At 58.5% G+C, this 22144-nt stretch carries 16 protein-coding genes and 1 pseudogene; 5 read left to right on the forward strand and 12 right to left on the reverse strand.

Going from position 1 to position 22144, the window contains the following annotated elements; genetic code table 11:
• The first annotated feature begins 239 nt into the window (after positions 1-239).
• From NQZ67_RS27545 to NQZ67_RS27555, 3 genes and pseudogenes are all read left to right on the forward strand, one after another.
• Positions 240-851, forward strand: coding sequence for a chromate transporter (locus tag NQZ67_RS27545; RefSeq protein ID WP_257452305.1), 612 nt, complete (start codon positions 240-242; stop codon positions 849-851).
• A gap of 42 nt (positions 852-893) precedes the next feature.
• The gene (locus tag NQZ67_RS27550; protein WP_257452342.1) at positions 894-1418 is read left to right on the forward strand and encodes a chromate transporter; all 525 of its coding nucleotides are present in this window, start codon (positions 894-896) and stop codon (positions 1416-1418) included.
• Between the two features lie 204 nt (positions 1419-1622).
• A pseudogene (locus tag NQZ67_RS27555) lies at positions 1623-2471 on the forward strand (formylglycine-generating enzyme family protein); the annotation flags it as partial.
• A gap of 476 nt (positions 2472-2947) precedes the next feature.
• On the opposite strand, the gene NQZ67_RS27560 reads toward NQZ67_RS27555, so the two are convergent.
• The 12 genes from NQZ67_RS27560 to NQZ67_RS27615 form a co-directional block, all read right to left on the reverse strand.
• On the reverse strand, positions 2948-3208 hold the full coding sequence (locus NQZ67_RS27560; RefSeq protein ID WP_257452310.1) for an HPr family phosphocarrier protein: 261 nt from the start codon (positions 3206-3208) through the stop codon (positions 2948-2950).
• A 3-nt stretch (positions 3209-3211) separates the two neighbouring features.
• A complete protein-coding gene (gene ptsP / locus NQZ67_RS27565) occupies positions 3212-4942 on the reverse strand; it encodes a phosphoenolpyruvate--protein phosphotransferase (protein ID WP_257452312.1) in 1731 nt (576 codons plus the stop codon).
• 3 nt (positions 4943-4945) lie between these two features.
• Complete coding sequence (locus tag NQZ67_RS27570) at positions 4946-6103, reverse strand: mannitol-1-phosphate 5-dehydrogenase (protein ID WP_257452314.1); 1158 nt, start codon at positions 6101-6103, stop codon at positions 4946-4948.
• Complete coding sequence (locus NQZ67_RS27575) at positions 6100-6534, reverse strand: PTS mannitol transporter subunit IIA (RefSeq protein WP_257452316.1); 435 nt, start codon at positions 6532-6534, stop codon at positions 6100-6102. Before NQZ67_RS27575 ends, NQZ67_RS27570 begins: the two co-directional genes overlap by 4 nt.
• Positions 6531-8591 carry a BglG family transcription antiterminator gene (locus NQZ67_RS27580; protein ID WP_257452319.1) on the reverse strand — a complete coding sequence of 687 codons (2061 nt, stop codon included), beginning with the start codon at positions 8589-8591 and terminating at the stop codon, positions 6531-6533. Before NQZ67_RS27580 ends, NQZ67_RS27575 begins: the two co-directional genes overlap by 4 nt.
• 69 nt (positions 8592-8660) lie before the next feature.
• Positions 8661-10109, reverse strand: a complete 1449-nt coding sequence (locus NQZ67_RS27585) for a PTS mannitol transporter subunit IIBC (RefSeq protein WP_257452322.1) — start codon at positions 10107-10109, stop codon at positions 8661-8663.
• A gap of 636 nt (positions 10110-10745) precedes the next feature.
• Complete coding sequence (locus tag NQZ67_RS27590; RefSeq protein WP_257452324.1) at positions 10746-11621, reverse strand: carbohydrate ABC transporter permease; 876 nt, start codon at positions 11619-11621, stop codon at positions 10746-10748.
• A gap of 47 nt (positions 11622-11668) precedes the next feature.
• Positions 11669-12541, reverse strand: a complete 873-nt coding sequence (locus NQZ67_RS27595) for a carbohydrate ABC transporter permease (protein ID WP_257452326.1) — start codon at positions 12539-12541, stop codon at positions 11669-11671.
• 77 nt (positions 12542-12618) lie between these two features.
• Positions 12619-13941 (reverse strand): extracellular solute-binding protein, encoded by a 1323-nt coding sequence (locus tag NQZ67_RS27600; protein ID WP_257452329.1) that lies wholly within the window; start codon positions 13939-13941, stop codon positions 12619-12621.
• Between the two features lie 104 nt (positions 13942-14045).
• Entirely contained in the window at positions 14046-15590 is a 1545-nt protein-coding gene (locus NQZ67_RS27605; protein WP_257452331.1) for a response regulator transcription factor, read from the reverse strand.
• Positions 15587-17455 (reverse strand): sensor histidine kinase, encoded by a 1869-nt coding sequence (locus NQZ67_RS27610; RefSeq protein ID WP_257452333.1) that lies wholly within the window; start codon positions 17453-17455, stop codon positions 15587-15589. The genes NQZ67_RS27605 and NQZ67_RS27610 overlap by 4 nt, the downstream gene beginning before the upstream one ends.
• Before the next feature lie 151 nt (positions 17456-17606).
• Positions 17607-18626, reverse strand: a complete 1020-nt coding sequence (locus NQZ67_RS27615; RefSeq protein ID WP_257452335.1) for an HNH endonuclease — start codon at positions 18624-18626, stop codon at positions 17607-17609.
• Between the two features lie 220 nt (positions 18627-18846).
• On the opposite strand from NQZ67_RS27615, the gene NQZ67_RS27620 reads away from it, so the two are divergent.
• Together NQZ67_RS27620 and NQZ67_RS27625 are read left to right on the forward strand one after the other, a co-directional pair.
• Entirely contained in the window at positions 18847-19713 is an 867-nt protein-coding gene (locus tag NQZ67_RS27620; RefSeq protein WP_371825366.1) for an AraC family transcriptional regulator, read from the forward strand.
• Between the two features lie 176 nt (positions 19714-19889).
• Positions 19890-21578: a sensor domain-containing diguanylate cyclase gene (locus NQZ67_RS27625; RefSeq protein ID WP_257452337.1), complete on the forward strand. Its 1689-nt coding sequence runs from the start codon at positions 19890-19892 to the stop codon at positions 21576-21578.
• The last annotated feature ends 566 nt before the right edge of the window (positions 21579-22144 follow it).

Genomic DNA, 22144 nt, shown 5'->3' on the forward strand with positions numbered 1-22144 from the left:
TGTAACTTAATATTTTGTAATGGTACACACTTTGCAAGGCAGTTTCAAGACTATTTTTTCACAATACCGCAACAACCGGACGACGCGTTAAAGCATATTAATCACCTTAATCACCTAAGTCAACTTGGATAAAAGGGTATAAGCGAATATGATGCAAACCATCAAAAACTGTTTCGGACAAAAGAAATCGAGTTGCTATATGATAGAAGAATAAGAGAAAAGAAAGGGGATTCCGGCTTATGAAACAAGACACCGCGCCCACCCTTCTTCTGCTGTTCTGGACGTTCCTCAAGCTGTCGCCCATCTCGTTCGGCGGGGGCTACGCAATCTTCCCGGCTCTCGAGAGGGAGATCGTCGACAAGCGGCAATGGATGAAATCCGAGACATTGGTAGATACGTTATCCCTTGCCTCCGCCGCGCCGGGAGGCGTCGGCGTGAACGCCGCTCTATTGGTAGGATATCGCCTGAACGGCTGGCAGGGCGCCGTCGCCGCCTGCTGCGGTTCGATATTGCCGTCTTTCTTCATCGTCATCGCGCTGTTCGCCTTCTACTCGAAGATCGCAGACGCGCCGAAGACGGAAGCCGTGCTCGCCGGCATTACATGGGGCGTCATTACGCTTATTCTGTTCTCTGCCCTGCGGATCGGTAAGAAAGCGATTAAGGACAAAACGACGCTATTCCTGCTGCTGGCCGCGCTAATCGGCTTGTTCATCGGGCTTTCGCCCGTGTATGGCATCGCGGCGGGTATTGCCGCGGGGTTGATTTTCACTATTTTCAAAAAAAATGTGCCAGAGGAGACAACGAATGCGTCCGCCGTGCGGGAAGATCCCTCTTACATGTATTTCATTTAATGCTGTCTGGCCATCGGAAAGGAGCGTTTGCTTTTGTGGTCCATGTTCTTATTTTTCCTGAAGCTGGGCTTCCTATCCTTCGGAGGCGGATATGCGCTTATCCCGTTAATTGAGCAAGAAGCGGCGAAGCGGCAATGGATGTCTCATGACGCGTTCCTCGACGCGGTCGGCGTCGCGGGCATGTCGCCTGGTCCTGTCGCTGTTAATCTCAGCTCGATCATTGGCTATCAGACCAATGGAATAGGAGGCGCGATCGCCGCTCTCGTCGGGCTCGTGCTGCCTTCCGTGCTCGTAACCGCCTTGCTGCTCATCGTGATCTTCCGGCTCCGCAAGAAAGCTTTCATCGACCGCGTATTTTACGGCCTCCAGCCTATCGTAACCGCGCTGATCCTGTTCGCGGTGTACAGGCTGGGCCTTGGCTCTTTGGAGAATACCCGGATGAGCGGCCAGCTGCTCGTCGGGATCTTCATCGTCGGCGTTTGCTGGATTATGCTGGTGCGTTATCGGATGCATCCCCTTTTTATCCTGCTATTCTCCGCAATCTGCGGGGCCGCGTTTCTCGCTTAACGGGCAGCGACTGCGAGCACAAGATGGGCCAATCGAAACTCACGCAAAAAAACACCCCTATCTAGCGAAAGGAATGTAGTTATGGAACCGAAAAAAGCTTGCTGCTCCGCATCACAAACGCAAATCGGCCTTGCGAGCGAAGCTCCGCTCCCCTTCAGGTCAGTCGACATACCGGCCGCCGTTGCCGAAATCGATCTGAGCCTCGTCACGCTAGGCGGCGGCACTTTCGCGATGGGAACGAATACGTCGGAGGGCTTCCCTGCGGACGGGGAGGGCCCCGTTCGGCAAGTAACCGTGAAGCCATTCCGCATCGCTCCCTATTGCGTCACCAACGCGCAGTTTCAGGCATTCGTGCAAGCCACCGGCTACAAGACCGAAGCCGAGACGTTCGGCTGGTCCTACGTATTCCATCTTCTCGCTTCGGAGGAAGTCAAAGCTGCCGTCTCCTCCGTTCCGCAAGGCGCGCCTTGGTGGCTGGCCGTGCGAGGGGCCTATTGGGCCGCCCCCGAAGGGCCGGACAGCACCTTGGATGGACGGATGGATCATCCCGTCGTGCACGTGTCATGGCATGATGCCCAGGCCTTCTGCGACTGGGCGGGCGTTCGCCTCCCGACGGAAGCGGAATGGGAATTCGCCGCCAGAGGCGGACTCGCGGGCAAGACGTATCCGTGGGGCGATCTGCTGAAGCCGGACGGGAAGCATCAATGTAATATTTGGCAGGGCAAATTCCCGGTCAAAAATAACGCCTCCGACGGCTATATCGGTACAGCCCCCGTAGATGCCTTCGAGCCGAACGGCTACGGGCTGTACAACATGTCGGGCAACGTATGGGAATGGTGCGCGGATTGGTTCAGCCCGTCCTATCATCGCGCGACCGTGCGGGAGAACCCGATCTTTACCGAAGAGACCGGCAGTCGGTCGATGCGCGGCGGCTCCTATCTGTGCCACCGTTCGTACTGCAACCGGTACCGTGTCGCCGCCAGAAGCTCCAATACGCCGGACAGCTCGACGGGCAACGCGGGCTTCCGCGTCGCGGCGGACGCGGAAGGCTGATCGGGACAGCGGAGAGCTCTTCGCGCGAGAACGTGTGGGCGGGGATGGCGCGATTCGTGAAATTCACGGTTGAACGAGCAGCACGGGCAGCTCGAAATGAGCGATCGTTGAAAATAACAGACCTATTACCGTTATTTTCACCCGACGTATGGCTTGAATGGAAATAGCGGCGATTATACCGTTATTTTCGGCTGAGTCTAGCTGCAGTGGCGGGATCGAGGAACAATAACTCCCTTTTCGCCGCTATTTTCCCGAATCACGAATTCGGTGCAAGGATTAGCGGTAAAAATGCCGTTATTGTTGCTGGTAGCAAGTCTGCGGACCCGGGTCCGGGCCGGTAGTCGGGAGGCGGGACCAGGCCCGGGGAGCCCGATGCCTCCGGCAAACTCGACAGGCCTCTCTGCACCCCAACAAAAAGACTCGCATGCCTGCCGGCTATCCGACAGGGGCATGCGAGTCTTTTTTCGCGGCCGCGATTATTCGTGAATTTGCACGAGCAGAGCGCCGATCGCCTGCATCGCTTCTTCCTCGCGCTCGCCGTCGGTTTCCAGCGTCACTTCGTCGTTCATCTTGATGCCCAGCGTCAGCATGCTGAGCGAGCTTTTGCCGTTCGCCTTCTTGCCGTTCGCGAGCACCGTGATTTTGCAAGGGAATTCGCTCGCCGCCTGGACGATCGTCTTAATCGGGCGCACATGCAGTCCCGTCGGGTTGAGTACGGTAAAAGTATTGGATAACATCGATTATTGCCCTCCTTGTCGTTGCGTTTGTACGTACGCCTGCACTTCATCCTGCCCGCGCAGCGTAAGCGCGTGCTTGGCATGCTCCTGCCATTCGGAATGGCTCAAGCTGCCGATCAGCTCTCTCGTCTGCAGAATGGAGCCCGCGCTCATGCTGAACTCGTGAAGTCCGAGGCCCAGCAGCAGCGGCACCGATGCCAGATCGCCCGCCATCTCGCCGCAGAGGCCGACCCACTTGCCTTCCCTCCGCGCCGCGTCGATCACCATGCCGATTAGGCGCAGAATGGAAGGATGCGCAGGCTGGTACAGATACGAGACCGTCTCATTCATCCGGTCGGCCGCCATCGTATATTGAATCAGGTCATTCGTCCCGATGCTGAAGAAATCGACGTCCGGCGCGAACAAATCGGCGGCTATCGCCGCGGACGGCACTTCGATCATCATTCCGACCTCGATCGAATCCGACACTTCGATTCCAGCTTGCATCAGGCTTTGCTTCTCCTCTTCGAGAATCCGCTTCGCCTCTAGCAGCTCTTCACGCACCGCGATCATCGGGAACATGATCTTCAGATTGCCGAAGCGGCTTGCACGAAGAAGCGCCCGCAGCTGCGTACGGAACAGTTCGTCACGCTCCAAACAAAGACGTAGCGCGCGTTGACCGAGGAACGGATTGCTCTCCTTCGGCAAGTCCATGTATGGCAGCTCCTTGTCGCCCCCGATATCCAGCGTCCGGATGACGACCGGCTTGCCCTCCATCTTCTCCAGCACGTACTTGTAACTCTGGAACTGCTCTTCCTCGGTAGGAAGATTCTCTCGCCCCATGTACAAAAACTCCGTGCGGAACAAGCCAATGCCCTCCGCGCCGTTGTCGAGCGCTTTCTGCACGTCCTCCAGCTTGCCGATATTGGCCGCCAGCTCCACGCGATGGCCGTCCTTCGAGACGGACGGTTTGCCTACCCAGGCGGCAAGCTCCGCCTTGCGCTTGTCGTAAGCGGCTTTGGCCGCGCGGAACTTCTCCAGCTCCTCGTCGCTTGGGTTCACCCAAATCTTCCCTTCGGATGCGTCCATGACGACAAGATCTCCCGCCTTGATCGACGAAATACCTTCGCCGGCGCCGACGATCGCGGGCACGTCCAGCGAACGGGCCATAATCGCGCTGTGCGAGGTGCGGCTGCCTATCTCGGTCACGAAGCCGCGGACGGCATTCAAGTTAAGCTGCGCCGTATCCGAAGGCGTCAGATCGCGCGCAATGATAATGCACTCGTCCTGAAGCTGCGTTAAGTCGCCTCCGGCCACGCCGCGCAGGATGTTCAGGATGCGGCCGCGGATATCGCGAATATCCGCCGCTCGCTCCCGCAGCGTCTCGTCGTCCAGCTCGCTGAGCATGTCGATGAAGCCTTGCGATATTTCGTAAAGCGCGAACTCCGCGTTCACGGAATCCGAGCCAATCGATTCGATAACAGCGTCGATCAGCTCGGGATCTTCAAGCAGCATCAGATGCCCCTCGAATATTTCGGCTTTCTCCGCGCCCAGCTTCTCCTCGGTCGAGATGCGAATGCGGTCGATCTGGACCCGCGCTTCCGCCACGGCCGCTCGGAAACGCTCCTGCTCCCGGGACGGATCGGCGATCAGCGCCTTCTCCGGTAGATATTGTTCCTGTTCCAGCAGCACGGCTCGCGCAATGGCGATGCCCGGCGATGCCGCTATGCCTTGAAATTCGGTTGTTGGATTCATAGCTTAAGCCTCCTGTCCTTGGTGAATCCGTTCATAGGCCAAGACGATGGAAGCGTACAGCGGATGATCCGCTTCGATGCCGGTATACTTTGTAATGACGGCCAACAGTCCTTGCTCGCGAAGGGCGTTCTGAAGCTCCATCGCCTCTTGGTCTTCTTGGCTGTCGAACGCCAACGCTTCGGCGATCGCCCTTACCAGCCCGGGCGTCTCGATGCCCATGCCTTGCGCGAGAAGCGCCGGACGAACGAGCCTGTCGTTCGGCGACAGCTTGCGGATCGGGGAACGGCCTACCCTTACGACCTCGTCAGTCAGATAAGGATTGCGGAACCGGTCCAATATTTTCACAATGTAACGGTCATGCTCCGCTTGGTCGAGACCATGCTGGCGGACAAGCACCGCGCCCGTCTCCCCCAGCACCGTCCGCACATGGGATACGACAGCCTCATCCTTCATGGCTTCCTGGATCGTCTCATAGCCAAGGCGATAACCCGCGTACGCCGTGCTGGCGTGGCCGGTATTAACGGTAAACAGCTTCCGCTCGATATACGGCTCGAGCTTGTCGACGAAGAGCACGCCTTGCAGCTCGGGGAACCCTGCCGGGAGCGCCGTCCGATCGACGATCCACTCGTAGAAAGGCTCGACCGTCACGAGCAGCTCGTCGTCGTTCTGCTGAATCGGCACGATGCGGTCGACAGCGGCGTCCGGGAAAGCCGCCGCGCGGGCCGCTTGGTCCCGAAGCTCCGGCGCCAGCTTCTCCATGACGTGTCCTTTCAGAATCGTGCTGCCTCCGATCGCGTTCTCGCAAGCGATAAACGGGATTGGCGGAGCGCCCGCCGTCATGCGCAGCTTGATGCCTTCCGCGATAGCCTCCGCCAGGTACGGCAGCGCGCCGACGCCGACGGCCGTCGTGACGATGTCCGCTTCGGCGATAGCCTGCGCCACTTGCGCGATGTCGCGACCGTTTATGGCGGACGCGCCCTTCACGACGAGCGTTTCGCCTTCCTCGTTCGCGAGACGCACCCTGTATTCGCCTCGTTCGTTGATCAGAGCAACCCTGTCCGCGTTGACGTCGACGAATTTCATCGAATAGCCGGACTGCGATAGCAGCAGTCCGATAAAGCCGAGCCCGATATTGCCGGCTCCGAAATGGACGGCGATCATAAGCTCATCCCCTCTTCGAAGATGGCGATGAGCTCCTCCTCGTTCTTGGATGCCAGAATACGTTCCATGTCCTCGTCTTCGGATACGAGCACCGCCACGCTCGAAAGCACCTCCATGTGCTCGTCGCCCACGGCCGCCAGGCCGATGACGAGATACGCTTTTTCGCCGCCGAAGTCTACGCCTTCAGGCACGACAAGCACCGACATGCCCGTCGATTGGATAAGCGGCTTCGAATCGTTCGTTCCGTGAGGCATGGCCAAACCCGCTCCGAGGTAGGTCGAGGACAACTGCTCCCGCTGCACCATTTTGTCCACGTAAGCTTGAGGCACATGCCCCGCTTGTACAAGCAGTTCGCCCGCCATGCGGACCGCTTCGAATTTATCTTTTACGGTTACGTTCAGCTTCACTTTCTCTTTGGTTAGTATAGTCATGGTTCTTCTCTTCCTCTCCACTTGGATTGTATAAACGATTCCAGCTCCTGTGAAATATACGGTTTGATGACTTCGCTGTCCCCTTGCTCCAAAAGCTCGACAAATTCCTGCTGCAGCAGCAAGGCGCTGATCTCGCTCAGCACTTCGAGCATGGGCCGGCTTAGCTGCTGCGGGGCCAGCATGAGAAGCACCTGCCGAACTTCGGCGCTCCCGTCTTCGCCAAGCCACAGCGGCTCATCCAGGTTATACAGCCTTAGAACCGGTTTCTCTATGTGTTCGCTTCTCGTATGGAATAAGGCCAGCTTCGTGCCCGCGATCGCTTGGCTCCCGGCCTTCTCTCTCTCGATTAAGCGATGTTGGACGGATGCGTGCGCATCTTCAGAAAGGCTCAATGTTAATAGGATGCGGTCGATTACCGCTCCGAGCCCCGCCGGTTGCCCAGCGAGCCCTCTCAACCGATGGACGGCAAACGGGGCCAGCACGTCGACGACGGCCGTCGTGTAATCGCTGATCCGCTTCATCCGCTCCCAGCCGCTCGCGTCCTTCGACTTGCCTTCCTCCTCCGTCCTTCGGTTAACGGGAAGCCGCTCGAGGAAAACCCTCAGCTTCTCCGTCTCCTCCATCGTGAGCAGCGGGCTAATCTTCACATAACGCTCCGGCTCGATCGGGAGGTCGACGGTGGATATGATAAGCTCGTAGCGTTCCTTCGGAACGCGCGACGCTTCGTACCACGAATAGTTGCCGATGAATTCGATCTGCGGGAACTGCTTCTCGATGCGCACGGCCAGCAGCCTGGAGGAGCCAATCCCGCTGGTGCATACGATCATAGCCCGGACCGGCCTCGAAACATGCAGACGTTCCAGAGAGGCGCCGAAATGCATCACCATATACCCAAGCTCCTCCTCCGGCACCTCGATCCCGGTGAGCTGCTCGCGCGCGGCATCTTGCAAAATGTCGAATAGCTCGGCAAAATCTTTTTTGATCTGCGGCAGCAGCGGATTGCGGATCGTCTCTTTCTTCCGCATTCTCTCCATCGCGGGGGCCAAATGATGAGCTAGGCCTTCGAGGAGCGATTGATCTTCGCCAAGCGGAACGTTCATTCTCATGCCTACGGACCTAATGAGCCTCCAAGCCGCGTCCGCCGCGGCGGCTCCGTGCTGATGCAGCAACAGCTCCTGCTGCTTCTCCGCCTCCGCGCTCGCGCTGCTCAGCAGACCTATGACCGAAGCCCTCTCGGAGTTTGGCCATTCCCAAGGAAATGTGCTAAGGAACGGCTCCAGATAAGGATGGAGTACGCTTTCTCTCTCGCCTTCTCCATCCGCGCTGCCCAACCAGTGGCCGCCCTTCATGCGGGCGACGGCTATGGACAGCCTAAGCAGCAGGCGGGTATAAGCGCTCTCCGACAAGCGGCTCGGCGACTTCTCCTCCAGTCCCCAAACCATTCGTTCGATGGTCAGAAAATGCTCCTTCCCAACCATCTGCAGCAGCTTCCTCGTCACCGGCCATGCGTGCTCGGCTTCGGAAGCCGGGCCGAACAAATCGGATTCGTCCAAAAACTGCTCCGCCAGCCATTCGATCAGCGCTCTTTTGCCGGCTTCATGTCCCTCGATTTCGACTCCGTAGCCTCTTCGGCGGATTAATTCCAACCCGTATTTGCCAAGATGGGGTCCAATCTCGTCAAGATCGCGCGTAACGGTCGGAACGGCCGCGTGAAGCTCGTAAGCCAGCGTGAACAGCTTGAGCGGCTCATTCTCTTCCAGCAGCCTGCACTGAATGAGCGTCTTGCGTTCTTCGGAGGCGTAGGCGACGGTCTCGAAGTGGGCCAGCATCTTCTGGAACTGCCGGGTGGCTTCGTCCGCGCCTTCGATCGTGATGCCTTTGCCCGACTTGGTCATCAGGGAAAGGCCGTAATCCGAGAGCAAAGCTTTGATCTCCCGCAAATCGCGGTGAACCGTCCTCGCGCTGATCTGCACTTCTTCGGCGATCTCGCTTGCCGTCGCTTCCCTGCGATGCAGGAGCATCTCCAGGATGCGCCTCTGCCTGTTCGAGACAATCAAGCCCGTCTTCCTCCTCCCCGGGAAATGGAGCAAACGCCGACGGTTATCGTCAGCGTTGTCCGCTTCCTCTTACGATTTACCCAAGCGCTGTACCAGCAAATCGTACTCCGCGCTTTTCAGGAAATCGTCGATGGAAATATGCTCGGCGCCAGGTGCTTTTAATTTTGCCCTGTCCGTTAACGTTTTATGGGTGATGACGATGTCCGCATCGCCCGGAATGTCGTTGATCGCCGTGTTCGTGACGGAGACGTCGACGTTCGCGTTCTTCATCTTCTTACGCAGAATCGAAGCGCCCATCGCGCTCGAGCCCATGCCCGCGTCGCAGGAGAAGACGATTTTGCGAACGTCTTCGTTCGTTTTCTTGACGCCTGCTGTCTCGGTTGTTGGAGCAGCGCCCGCCGCTTGGCCTTTGGACTCGGCTTTCATCTGCTTCATTTTCGCCTGAGCCGCGTCAAGGTCTTCTTCGGCCGTCTGCTTGCCGCTCTTCAGGAAGATGGCGGCGACGACGAAGGATACGATCGTGGCCACGATAACGCCCGCCAGCATCGAGAGGTAACCGCCCTTAGGCGTCATGGCGAAGTAAGCGATAATGCTGCCCGGCGAAGGGGTAGCGACTAGCCCCGCGCCCAGAACCGAGAACGTGAACGTGCCTGCTACGCCGCCCGCGATGACCGCAAGCAGAAGGATAGGGCGCATCAGAATGTAAGGGAAGTAGATTTCGTGAATCCCGCCCAGGAAGTGGATGACCACCGCGCCCGGCGCGGATTGTCTTGCCGAACCGCGACCGAACAGCATGTAAGCGAGCAGGATGCCTAGACCTGGACCCGGGTTCGACTCCAGCATGAAGATCAGCGACTGGCCGGTCTTCACCGCTTGGTCCATTGCGATTGGACCAAGTACGCCGTGGTTGATCGCATTGTTCAGGAACAAGACCTTGGCCGGCTCGATCAGAATGTTCGCCAGCGGAATCAGGTTATGGTTAACCAGGAAGTCGACGCCGTTCGCAAGCACTTTGCTGAACACCTCGATAACCGGTCCTATGCCCTTGAACGCCAGCAGCGCAAGCGCGCCGCCGATAATGCCCGCCGAGAAGTTATTGACCAGCATCTCGAAGCCGGATTTGATTTTGCCGTCAATGGCTTCGTCGAACTTCTTAATGATCCAGGCCGCGAGCGGACCCATGACCATGGCGCCCAAGAACATCGGAATGTCCGCGCCGACGATAACGCCCGCGGTCGCGATCGCGCCGACGACGCCGCCGCGCGTGCCATGAATCATGTTGCCTCCCGTAAAGCCGATCAACAGCGGAAGAAGGTAAGTAATCATTGGACCGACCAGCGTAGCAAAGCTTTCGTTCGGCCACCACCCTGTCGGGATGAACAAGGCCGTAATTAAACCCCATGCGATGAACGCGCCGATGTTCGGCATGACCATGCCGCTTAGGAAGCGTCCGAATTTCTGTATCGCAACCTTCGCGCCGCCTTGGGTATCGTTATGCTGATGATTCACTTGACTCATCTTGTGAACCTCCTTTGTAGGTTGCCGACCCGGTTGTATGTTTCTCTCTGCCGTGTCGTTCTTGCTTAATGATAAGGCGGAAGCGCTTACAGTTCAATTGAATGAAAATCATGTTTCGTCATCAAGGCTGTTGACAGAATGTTTGCAAGCGGACGGGCGTTGCTCTCGGCCTTCCATCTTTCCTGTACGCGGATCCCTCAGCTTTCTACCTAACCGTCCTTGTCGCAGCATCTAATTGCCTTTTGCCTTTTGATAAGATACACATTCGCCCGTCTTTTTAAACAGCTCAGCAGCAAAATAATGGGCATGGCTCGCAAGACCGTGGTCCAAGGTGTAAGCCGATTTTATCGGCTTATTCACTCCAAAGTGGCTGCACTTCCGGCTGTAAGCCGGTTTTATCGGCTTATTCACTCTAAAGTGACTGCACTTCCGGCTGTAAGCCGGTTTTATCGGCTTATTCACTCTAAAGTGACTGCACATCCGGCTGTAAGCCGGTTTTATCGGCTTATTCACTCTAAAGTGACTGCACATCCGGCTGTAAGCCGGTTTTATCGGCTTATTCACCCCATGATAGCCACTATCGCAGTTCTAAGCCGGTTTTATCGGCTTAAACAAAAAAAAGCCCGGCCAAGGCGATTAGCCTTTGACCGAGCCCGCGACCATGCCCTTCATGATCTGCTCCTGGAAGATGAGGTAGATGACGATCGTCGGAATGACCGCGATAAACATCGCGCCCATCGTCAGGGCGTAATCCGTGCCGAAGCCGTCGGAGAACAGCGACAAGCTGAGCGGCAGCGTCTTGAGCGCCTGCGAGTTGATGAAGACGAGGGCGAACGAGAAGTCGTTCCAGAACCGCAGGAACGCGAGAATCGTCACCGTCGCGATGACCGGCAGGCACAAGGGGAAGATGATGCGTCCGAAGACGCCCCACCAGCCGTTGCCGTCGATCATGGCCGCTTCCTCGACCTCGCGAGGAATGGACTGCATGTAAGCAATGTTGAGGAAAATCGCGATGGACAGCTCGAACGCCGTATACGGCAGGATGAGCGACCAGTACGTATCGAGCATGCCGATTTTGTTCATGAAGATGAACAGCGGAACGAGCGTGCTGTGAATCGGGATCAGCATACCGAGCAGGAACAGGCCCTTCACCAGCCCGCTCGCCCGGAACGCGAACCGGGACAGCGCATAGGCGGCCAGGGTGCCGAGCACGACGGTCAGCACGACCGACGCGATCGTCACGATCGTCGAATTCATCATCGCCCTGCCCATATCGCCGAGCTCCCACGCTCTCGATATGTTCGAGAACTGCCAGCCCGCGGGCAGCCCGAACGGCCGGTTGAAGAAGTCCTGATTGGATTTGAACGCGCTGATGATGAGCCAATACAACGGATATAAGGTAAAAGCTGCATATAAGAACAGTGCCAGCTTCAGAAGTAAACCAAGCGGCTTCTTCCAGGGTTGCGGTCTCGGATCGGCCGCGGCTGCACGAGTGTTCGTCGTCGGTAACATCCATTTCACTCCTTTTTCGTCCTTGCTTAGGCTTATGCCCGCGCGGGTTAGCCGCGTCTCTTGGTAATGATGTAGTTCAGGCCGATAAGCAAGGCGCTGATCAGAATGATCATGGTGGATACGGCGGAGCCGTAGCCGTAGCGATATACGGTGAAGCTGTTGTTATACATATACGTGGCGAGCAGCTCGGTCGACTGCGCCGGTCCGCCGCCCGTCATGACGATGACGTGGTCGAACGCTTTCAAGCTGCCGGAGATGCACAAAATAATCGTCACGATGACCGTGTCCCAAATGTTCGGAAGCGTGACGTAGAAGAGCTTGCGGAAGCCGACGGCTCCGTCGATCTTCGCCGCGTCGTTCACCTCCGAGGAGATGTTCTGCAGCGCTGCGATGAAGATAACCAAATACGGGCCGATGTTCGCCCAGTTAATCGGAATCGATACCGCGTACATGTTGACCTTCGGGTCGGACAGCCATGCGCGGATCCAAGAATCCAAGCCCAGCATCTCGAGCACCGTATTCAAGAGGCCGATCTGCGGCTGATAGATGTACCCCCAGATGAGGCCGACGACGACGGTCGAGAGCACCATGGGCATGAAGACGGCGGATCTAATGACGCGGTTGAACATGGAATTTTTGAGCAGCAGCAAAGCAAGCAGCAGCGCGATCGGCACCTGGCCGATAATGGCCGAAGCGACAAGAATCAGGTTGTTCTTCAGCGCGCGCCAGAAGATAGGGTCTTGCAGCATCATTTCGTAGTTATCAAGTCCGATGAACTTCAAAGAGCCAAGCCCGCTCCAGTCGAAAAACCCGTAATAGGCGGACCAGATGATCGGAACGATGGCGAATACGATAAAAATAAGCATCGCGGGAAGCAGCGCCAGAGCGACGAAGCTTCGGGAACGCAGGTATGTTGGCATGGCGGCGGCCTCCTCTTCATTCTTATGGCCGGGGCGCGGACCGGCTCGCCGGTCACGCCCCTTGCCTCGCTAACGAACTACTTCTGGGTCGACCGCGCCTGAGCGTCCTGCAGCTTCTTCGCGACGTCCTCCGGCTTGCCGCCCATCATGATCTCCTGCAGTCCGTTGTTGATCGACTCTCCCGCCTCGGCGGACAGGTACGCGTCATAAACCGGCGTGATGCCTGCTTCCATTGCGACGTTGAAGGCTTTCAGATAAAGAGGGCTGACGTTCGAGCTTGCCAAGTCCATCTTGTACATGACCATGGAGTTGCTCTCCGCGATGGCTTTCTGGCCGTCCGGTCCGCTGATCGAGTAGATCAGGTCGAGAGCGGCATCCTTCGCCGCGCCCTCCGTCTTCTTGCTGAGCGCGAAGCCGCCGCCCGCGCCGCCGGAGATCGTGCCCGCTTCGCCCGCGCCGCCTTCGATGGCTGGCATGGTCGTTACCTCGATCGGAGCGACCTGCTCCGGAGTCGCGGAAGCCGCCAGGTTCGTCAGCGTCCATGCGCCGCTGACCATCATAGCCGCGTTGCCCTGGATGAAATATTGCTCGGCTTGTGTATTGTCGATGCTGTTCGCGCCTTCTTGGAATGCTTTGTTATCGACGAGCTCCTTGAATTTGCCCAGCGCGTCGACGAATACCGGATCCGTGAAGGAAGCCTCTCCCTTCACCGCTTTCAGGAACCAGTCCGTGCCCGTCACGCGGTCGGCCAAGGAACCGAGAATCGTGGATTGCGCCACCCATGGCGCTTTGTTCCCAAGCGCGATCGGCGTAATGCCGTTATCGTTGAACGTTTTGACCGCTGCCATCAGCTCCGTCCAAGTCGTCGGCACCTTCACGCCGTGCTTCTCGAACAGGTCTTTGTTGTAATAAAGGAACGACGTGGCGGACAAGCCGATCGGAGCCGAGTAGATTTGCCCTTCCTCGAACTCGAAACGGTCGAACGCGCCGTCCATGAAGTTTCCTTTCCACTCCGGATACTCTTCCGCGAGCGGCGTAATCGGCTGCAGCAGACCCGCGTCGTAGAACTCCTGCGACTGGCTGCCCGCGTAGACGAAGAAGACGTCCGGCATTTCGTTGCCCGCCGCCACCGTGCTCAGGCGCTGACGGTAGCCGTCGACCGGAATGGCCTGCGCGTCGAGCTCGACGTTCGGGTTCGCTTTTTTATATTCGTCGATGAGGCCTCTGACGGCTTTGGCCCGCAGGTCGTCGCCCGCGAAGTTATGCCAGATCGTCAGCTTCACTTTCTCGTTGGAACCGCCTTCATGAGATTCATTGGTTTGGTTACCGCTTGAACAAGCGGCGGTAAGCAGGGAAATGAGAGCAATAAGCGTGATGACTAGCGTAAGTCTCTTCTTCATGGATAAATCCCCCCTCGGTTTTGTAGTCTCAGTATAGGCGACGGGCACGGGAGCGGCGTAGGGGGGAGAATACAGGTCATAGGGGGCGATAATTCACCTTTGCTTTATTTGTCGCGGAAGGACGAAGGCGTCTCTCCCGTATGCCTTTTGAACAATTTGTTGAAATGCTTGATATCCTCGTACCCGACCCGTTTGGCGATTTCGCTGACCTTGGCAGGCGTCTCCCGAAGCAACCGGACCGCCCATTCCATACGAGCCTCGGTCACGAACTCGATATAGTTTTTCCCAGTTTCCTTCTTAAATAATTCGCTGAAATAGTTCGGATTCATATGCGCTTGCGCCGCAAGCTGCGCGAGGCTCAAGGTCTGGTCCAGATGCTCGCGGATATAGGCGACCGCCGTCTCGATCGCGGCATTGCGCCCTCCGGACAGCAGCTCGTATTCGCTCATGACGGCAGAGAGCATGCGGCCGAGCACCTCGCCGGGGCGAAGCGCAAGCTCGTTCATCTCGAAGCTCTCCGGCTTCGGCAGCCCTTGCGTCGTCCGTCCCACGGACGCGGCCGCTCGTTCCAGCCACCGAAGGCTGGCCACCATGCACGAATGCAAGTAAGCGGTCATCGTAGGAGGCGTTGCATCCGGATCCCGGCGAATGGCACCGAGCATGTCCGCGATCCAGCGGTCCAGCTTCGCCTTGTCCCCGGAACGGAGCACGGCCGTCAGCGCTTCTTCCTCCTCGAGCGAGCAGACCGTCCGCATGCCCCGGCGTTCCTTCACGTCCTCGTAGCGAATCATCCCGGATTCCCCGAGCAGATAGCGGTAGGCGGCCGCCTGCTCCGCGGTACGGAGCGATTCCCTTAGACGGAGAATGTCCCTCGCCGGCAAGCCTGCCGCGGCGAATAAACGGAAGCCGAGCACTTGCTCCGCCCGCTCCATTGCGAGCCGCATCGTCCGTATCGCCCCGGTCTGCCCGGAGCGGAAGATGAGCAGCCAGCCTTCCTCCGCGTCCAGAATGACGCAGGCAAGAGCTTCCTTCAGCAGCCTGCCGGCTTCCACGAGCGCTTGCCCTGCTTCCGGAATGGCCGGCAACGGAACGTCGGCGGACACGATCCACAGCTCGAGCGATTCCCAGTCCGTCGCGATCCGCAGCTCCGGATGGAGACGGAGCAACTCCTCCGCCTCCTGCTCCGAGACGGCCTGCTCGCTTCGCAGCATTCGTTCCAGCTGCTTGAAACGGAAGGCGTTCTGATGCTCCTCCCCTTGGCGCTTCGCCGCCCGTTTTTCTTCGATCCGTTTCTGGGCGCGCAGCACCGCCGCCATAATATCGCCGGGGCGGCTGTTCTTCAGCAAGTAGTCGTTGATGCCCTCCCGAATCGCTTGCTGGGCATACGAGAACTCTTCATAGCCGGACAAGATAATAATCTCGATATCCGGGCATGTGGGCTTGACCTTCCCCGCCATCTCGATCCCGGACATCCCCGTCATCCGGATATCCGTGAGGATAATATCCGGCTTCTCCTCCGGTATCCGCAGCAGCGCTTCCTCGGCCGACGCCGCGGGCTCAAGCAGCGTAAATCCGTTCTCCTCCCACTTGATGACGGTGCTGAGGCCTTGCCTGATGATGACTTCGTCATCCACGATCAACAGCTTCACTTGCGATCACCCTCTCCCGGGATCCCCGTTTCTTGTTGTTCTTCCCTCTCCCGCGCCTGATCCTGCTCACGCTCCTGTTCGCGCTCCTGCTCGCTCTTCGCGAAGGACGGCACGATCGTGAACGTGACGCGAGTCCCTTCGCCCGCCGCGCTCTCGATCCGCAAGCCCGCTTCGGGACCGTAATGAAGCAGCAGCCGGTTATGCACGTTGCGAAGCCCGTAGCTTCCGCGCGCCTGCATCCCCCCGTTCTCGTCCGCGTCCAGCCTGCCGGCGATACGCCCTCTCAGCTCCTCGAGCCGCTCGGCCGACATGCCGACCCCGTCGTCTTCCACGACGAAGGTAATGTTATCGCCGTCCGCTTCGGCGCGAACCGCAATCCGTCCGGCGCCTTCCCGCTTCAGAATGCCGTGAATCATCGCGTTCTCGATCAAAGGCTGGAGCAGGAGCTTCAGCATCTTCCGCTCCAGCAGCGCGCTCGGGATATCCGCTTCGTAGCGGAACTTGTCCGGATACCTAATCGACTGGATGCTCACGTAATTGTCGATATGCAGAATCTCCTGGTTAACGGTGCAGTATTCCTGCCCGTTATTCAGGCTGAACCGCAGAAAGTCGCTCAGAGACCCTACCATCTCCGCGATTTTGCCCTCTCCCTTCATCAGGGCCATCCAATGGACCGACGAGAGCGTGTTGTACAGAAAATGCGGATTGATCTGCGCCTGCAGCGCCATCATGTCCGCTTCCTTCTTGAGCGACTCGTTCTGCTTCACCTCGTCGGTCAGCTTCTCGATCCGCGAGCTCATCCGGTTGTAGCTGATCACGAGCTGGCCCACCTCGTCGATCGACGTCACGGGAAGCGTCGGCAGCGGCTCGTCCGGACTCGACTTCTTCAGAAACTTGGTCAGCTGCGACAACGGCTTCGTCACCTTCTGAATGAGGAAGAGGACGAGCGCGATTACGAACAACGCGGCGACGCTGACCGCTACCGCCGTCAACGTGAGGAAGTAATGGTTCTGGGATTTGTACGCCCGCGCGGGAATGATGCCGACCAGCTTCCACTCCACGTTCGGGACGTCGTAGTACAAGACCGTCTTCTCGTCTGGACCTGTCCCGTATTCGAACCACCCCGAATTTGCTCTGAAGCTCTTCATGCCCGGAAAGTACGTCTCGAGGCTCGCGTTCTTCTCGTATTCGTCCGGCCCCGCCAGCACGCGGTTGCCGCCGTCCAGCAGCAGGACGATGCCGCCGCCCTCCAGGCCGCCTTGCTTCAAATGGTCCGAGATGACGCTCTGCAGCAGGCTGATCTTCAGCATTCCGAGGTAGTCGTACTTCTTGGTGCTGCGGATCGGCCGCGACATCGTTATGACGTCCCGGATGCCTTCCGACGAGGTCTCCTGCATATGAACGGGCGACCACCACTTCGGAAATTCGGTGTAATAATTCGGATACAGAAGCGTAATGTCGCTCCAGCTCGAAGCCGTGACCGACTTATAGGCGATCGTCGGTTTGTCGAACGAAGACTCCACGATGACGTTCGCAATGTAAGGCTTCGAAATCGACAGCGTCATGAGCAGATTGGCGATTCTCGTCTGCTTCAGCGCGTTCCGCTCCTCCGTCCGCATGTAGCTCTGCACCTCGTCGTGTCCGATGAGATACAGCGACAGCGTCTCGACGTCGCTGACCATGTTCTCCAGATAGGCGCCAAGGAGACCCAGCGTGTTGAGGCCCGAGCTTTTGGCTTTCTCCTCCGTTAGTCTCTCCGCAATCGTATAAGAGAATAAGCCCAGCGACAGCACCGGCACGAGCACCGACAATATGATGAGCAGCGAAAGCTTGTGCTTCAGCGATCTTCCCAGCCAATTTTCCACCCTTCGCTCCTCCTTTCCGTATGTTTTATCTGCGCAGGCTAACCTAGCTACCGGGGAAGCGTGAAACCGTAATCCGCTAGTCAAACGCCTGACCAATCAGCCTGCAAAAAAAGAAGCCCTTCGCCCGCGTCCAACTCGACGCGGAAGGCTTCTAAAGATCCTGCGGGTGCTGCGGCTGGTCCCGTTCCTGCTCCTGTTCCTGCTCGCGCTGCAACTCGAGCTCCTGCTTGTGCTCTTTCCCGTGTTCGAGCACCTGCTTGTGCTCTTTCCCGTGTTCGAGCACCTGCTTGTGCTCTTGCACATATTTCTGCACCTGTCCATGCTCTTGCACATGCTCGAGCTCCTGCTTTTGCAGCACAAGCATCTCCTCGGTCAGCGCGTGGATGAATTCGTCCACGTCCCGGTTCGCCTTGCGCTGATTGCATTCGTAGCAGGCGCAATAGCAGTTCGCGGGGGTCGTGTGGCCTCCTTTGGCGCGCGGCAGCTCGTGGTCGATCGTGTCCCCGTAATTGCCGCAGAACCGGCAGGTGTAGTTGTCGCGCGTTAGGATGAGCTGCCTGAACTCCTTGTTGCTGTATAGCCTGCGGATCGTATGGCGGTTCACGACGACGGCCGCGCCTTCCCTCACCAGGATGTACGCCAGCTCCGGCTCGACCTCCTGATACCAGCGCCGGCCGTTGTCCGTCTTGCCCCGCATGCGGATGAACCCGAGGCTCGTCGGCTTCAAGTACGACACGTCGGGCGGCTGCTGCTTCTCCCGCTTCGGCGTCTGGGCAAGCGCCTCCGAAGGCGCGGCTCCTTGCCGTTTCGGCGCGCCGCCGCTTCGCCTGCGCTTGCGCGGACGCTTCTTCGCGGCTGCGGCGGGCGCGGATGGCGCCTCTGCCGGGAGGGACGGGCCTCCGATGGCCGCGCCTGCCTGCAAGCCGGGCTCCGGAGCGGACGCCATAACGCTTGTCCGACCGGCCTCCATCGGCGGCCTCGCGGCGCTCGCCGACTGAATAGACGGAGCGGCAGTGCCCCGGCAGCTCCGGCATGTGCCCCTGCGGCCATGCCTGCCCGAACGGCGGCCCGTCCGGCGCAGGAAGTCGCCAAGCGGCTTCATGGCTCCGCATACCGAGCAGCGTTTCTGATTCGGTTGTTCTTCTTGCCACTCTGCATCGTCACGGTTCATAGTCATCATGCTTCGAGTATAGCACGCCCGTCATCGTTAACCAAACGTTTCCTATACAAGCCTTCCTTCTGCGTTCAATGCAGAATCCTACAGGATTTCGGCGTATTGGCGTGGAATAGAGGGAGGAGAATGCGAGCCATCGGTTCGAAGAGAGCACGGAATGACAGGAAGCCGCCATGAGGCCATGATACGATAAATAACGAAAGGAAGGGAATGCGGCGTGGAAATGCTAAGGAACCTGAAGAAAGCGATCGATCTTATGGAAGTCCGGATGGAGGGCAGGCTGGACATCGAAGAGCTGGCGAAAGCCGCCTATATGTCGCCGTTCCACTTCCAGCGCATGTTCCACATGCTGACGGGCATGACGGTTGCGGAGTACGCCCGCAAGCGCAAGCTGACGCTGGCCGCGCAGGAGCTGGCGGCCGCCTCCGCCAAGGTCGTCGACGTGGCGCTCAAGTACGGCTACGATTCACCGGAAGCCTTCGCCAAAGCGTTCCGCAAAATCCACGGCATCGCGCCTTCGGAGGCAAGAGCCCCGGGCAGCCGCCTGAAGGCTTTTCCCCGCATTTCATTCCATCTATCACTGAAGGGAGATAAGGACATGGACTATCGGATTGAAGAGAAGGATGCTTTCGAAATTGCGGGGGTTTCCCTTCGGACGACCTGCGAGGACGGGCAGAACCTGCGCGAGATTTCGGCATTCTGGGGGCAGTCGCATGCGGACGGCACGGTAGAGAAACTCGAGAAGCTAACGGAAGACGGGATCACGCTCGGCGTATGCCTCCATCAGAATCCGCCTTCCTCCGAGTTTGATTACATGATCGCATGCATCGCGGATGACGAGGCGAAGGCCAAGGAGCAAGGCTTCGAGATCCGGAGCGTTCCCGCGGCGACATGGGCAATCTTCACCATTATCGGTCCGATGCCGGGCGCGATTCAGGAAGGGTTCAACCGCATCTTCTCGGAATGGTTCCCCGCTACCGGCTATGAGCACGCCGGCGGTCCGGAGTTCGAGCTGTACACGCCGAGCGACGCGAGCGCGGATGATTACCGCAGCGAGATTTGGATCCCTATTTTGAAAAAATAAGTTGAAGCAGTAGAGTCCTTGCGGCCGCAGGGGCTCTTCTTGCGTTATCCGGGGCCGCCGTCGCAATGCGATTTGCGAGGATTCCCTTATCCCGGAGGTGTTGTGTTCTCTTTCCCAAAAAAGTTAAAATGGGAGGACAACTGTTTAATAGCCGTCCAATACAGGGAGGACCGAACATGCAGCCGCTGCTAGGCTTATGTCCCCATTGCCATATTACGATTGCTTGGTCCTATAACGGGATCGAAGAAGATAGATGCCCTTATTGTTATTCTTGGCTGGAGCCCGCGTGGAAGAAACGGATGACGGCCGAGCCCTTCATAGCCAATACCGCCGAGGCGCTGGCCAAATGGGTTGACGATCTGGAAGTCGTCCAATACGAGAACATCGATCTCTGGGCGGCCGCCGCCCAGAAAGCTTTAGACGCGGTGAGCGGGCTGGGCCACGAGGAGCTGACGATGAGAGTCCGGCTCGTGCAATCCATACCGAAAATGCGCAAAGGCGATTTGGAGGGCGCGGGCGTTGCCATCCGGGAGATCAACAAATGGGCGGTCGAGCATTCCAACAACGTCATCCTATCGCGCAGCTTCCGGCAGCTATCCAACTTTTTCCTGCGGGTTGGCGATGCTTCAAGCGCGCTGGAATGCGCACTAAGCTCGCTCGAATATTTGCCCTCCGAGTCGCTGCCGCAGACGCGCGGGCATCATCTGATGGCGCTGGCCGTCGCGCTCAATCATAACGGGGAGCACGGCGAATCGCGGCGCAGGTACGAAGAGGTGCTGGAAATCGACGAGTCGACCCAGCATGTCCAGCAAGCGCTGTACGCGCTGAACAATATGGCGTACACCCAGTACAAAATCGGCGATATGAAGGAAGCCTCCTGCCTGCTCTCCCGCATGCTGGAGCTCGTGCAGAAGCACGAGCTGTCGCTGTACGCGTTCCAGCTCGACACGATCGCCCGCATCAAGATGAGCACCGGCAAAACGGGGGAAGCCGTGAGCCTGCTGGAGCCGCTGATGGGCAAATACGCGGAAGGCCAGCTCCAGGGCGACGTATTCATGTTCTTCGAAAGCCAGATTACGCTGCTCGAAGCCTATCGCCAGCTCGGCGAATACGATCGCGCGCAGGATCTCCTTCATCGGGTGAAACCGCTGTGCGAGGAGCATGGCGCGGCTGGCTACACGGTGAAGATTAAGCTCGAGCAAGCGGAGCTGTACGCCGCCAAAGGCCGTTATAAGGAGGCCTACGAGGAGTACAGGGACTATCACGAGAGCTGGGAGAAGCTTCGCTCCGAGGAGAGGGAGTCGCGGGCCCGCATCCTGCATACCGTATTCGAGACGGAAGAGGCGCGCCGCCGCAGCGAGCAATACCGGGAGATGGCGAACCGGGATCCGCTGACGGGAATGTACAACCGCCGCTTCATCGACGCCTACGCGGATACCTTACTGAATCCGCTGGAGTCCGAACGCGAGATCACGGCCATCCTAATCGATCTTGACCACTTCAAGCGCATTAACGATACGCTCTCCCACGAAGCCGGCGACGCCGTATTAGTGCAATTGGCCAAGCTTCTGGACGCCGCGGCCATCGATCCCGCCAAAGCGGCAAGACTCGGCGGCGAGGAATTCCTGATCCTGTGCCCGGGCTTCGATGCCGCCAAAGGCCTTGAATTCGCCGAACGGCTGTGCGAGCTGATCCGCACCTCGAACTGGAGCTCCATCATCGGCGAGCTGCCCGTCACCGCCAGCATCGGCGTCAGCACGGCCTATACCGGCCGGACGACGCGCGCCGCGCTGTTCGCGGAGGCCGACCGCCGCCTCTACCTCGCCAAGAGCAGGGGCCGCAATTGCGTCGTGGCGACGGGGTAGGCGACGGGTAGGCGACGGATACGTCGCAGCCGGCGGGCAGACGCCGTCCAGCGGCGCATTCGGCGAGGCGCCCGGCCGCTCCGCAGCACATTCGGCGTGGGCTCCCGGAGCCCGTGCGACTTGGCATTCGAGCAAGGCGCACGTCTCCGCACGGATGCTCATCCGCGCAGAGGGTCCGGCTTTTCCGGCTACGCTTTCGGCCGGTACTCCCGGCTTTGTCCGGCGCCCATACGAAAGTGCGCCCGACGCGCCGTCCAGCGGCAGCGCGTTCAGGCGGACATTCCGCTCCGATCGGCCGGTTCATCGCCATTGCCCATCGAACGGCATGCTCTACTCCAAAAAAATAACGGACATTTTACCGCTATTTATGACTCAAAGGGCACGGTAGGTAAAATAGCGGCCATAACGGCGTTATTTCACACCACTTTACCGCCGCAGGGATGACGTACAATAAGTTGTGTACCAACATTTGGAGTCTTTCCAAGACACAAAAAAGTAGAGTATCCTCGGGGTTACCACGCCACCAAGAAGGGACTCTACTCGATGACAATCATACCAGAAAACCA

The organism is Paenibacillus soyae, assembly GCF_024623455.1.
GTDB lineage: Bacteria > Bacillota > Bacilli > Paenibacillales > Paenibacillaceae > Pristimantibacillus > Pristimantibacillus soyae.

Coding starts and splice junctions, on each gene's coding strand:
- NQZ67_RS27545 (WP_257452305.1), top strand. CDS start 240: ATGAAACAAGACACCGCGCCCACCCTTCTTCTGCTGTTCTGGACGTTC.
- NQZ67_RS27550 (WP_257452342.1), top strand. CDS start 894: ATGTTCTTATTTTTCCTGAAGCTGGGCTTCCTATCCTTCGGAGGCGGA.
- NQZ67_RS27560 (WP_257452310.1), bottom strand. CDS start 3,208: ATGTTATCCAATACTTTTACCGTACTCAACCCGACGGGACTGCATGTG.
- ptsP (WP_257452312.1), bottom strand. CDS start 4,942: ATGAATCCAACAACCGAATTTCAAGGCATAGCGGCATCGCCGGGCATC.
- NQZ67_RS27570 (WP_257452314.1), bottom strand. CDS start 6,103: ATGATCGCCGTCCATTTCGGAGCCGGCAATATCGGGCTCGGCTTTATC.
- NQZ67_RS27575 (WP_257452316.1), bottom strand. CDS start 6,534: ATGACTATACTAACCAAAGAGAAAGTGAAGCTGAACGTAACCGTAAAA.
- NQZ67_RS27585 (WP_257452322.1), bottom strand. CDS start 10,109: ATGAGTCAAGTGAATCATCAGCATAACGATACCCAAGGCGGCGCGAAG.
- NQZ67_RS27590 (WP_257452324.1), bottom strand. CDS start 11,621: ATGTTACCGACGACGAACACTCGTGCAGCCGCGGCCGATCCGAGACCG.
- NQZ67_RS27595 (WP_257452326.1), bottom strand. CDS start 12,541: ATGCCAACATACCTGCGTTCCCGAAGCTTCGTCGCTCTGGCGCTGCTT.
- NQZ67_RS27600 (WP_257452329.1), bottom strand. CDS start 13,941: ATGAAGAAGAGACTTACGCTAGTCATCACGCTTATTGCTCTCATTTCC.
- NQZ67_RS27615 (WP_257452335.1), bottom strand. CDS start 18,626: ATGAACCGTGACGATGCAGAGTGGCAAGAAGAACAACCGAATCAGAAA.
- NQZ67_RS27625 (WP_257452337.1), top strand. CDS start 19,890: ATGCAGCCGCTGCTAGGCTTATGTCCCCATTGCCATATTACGATTGCT.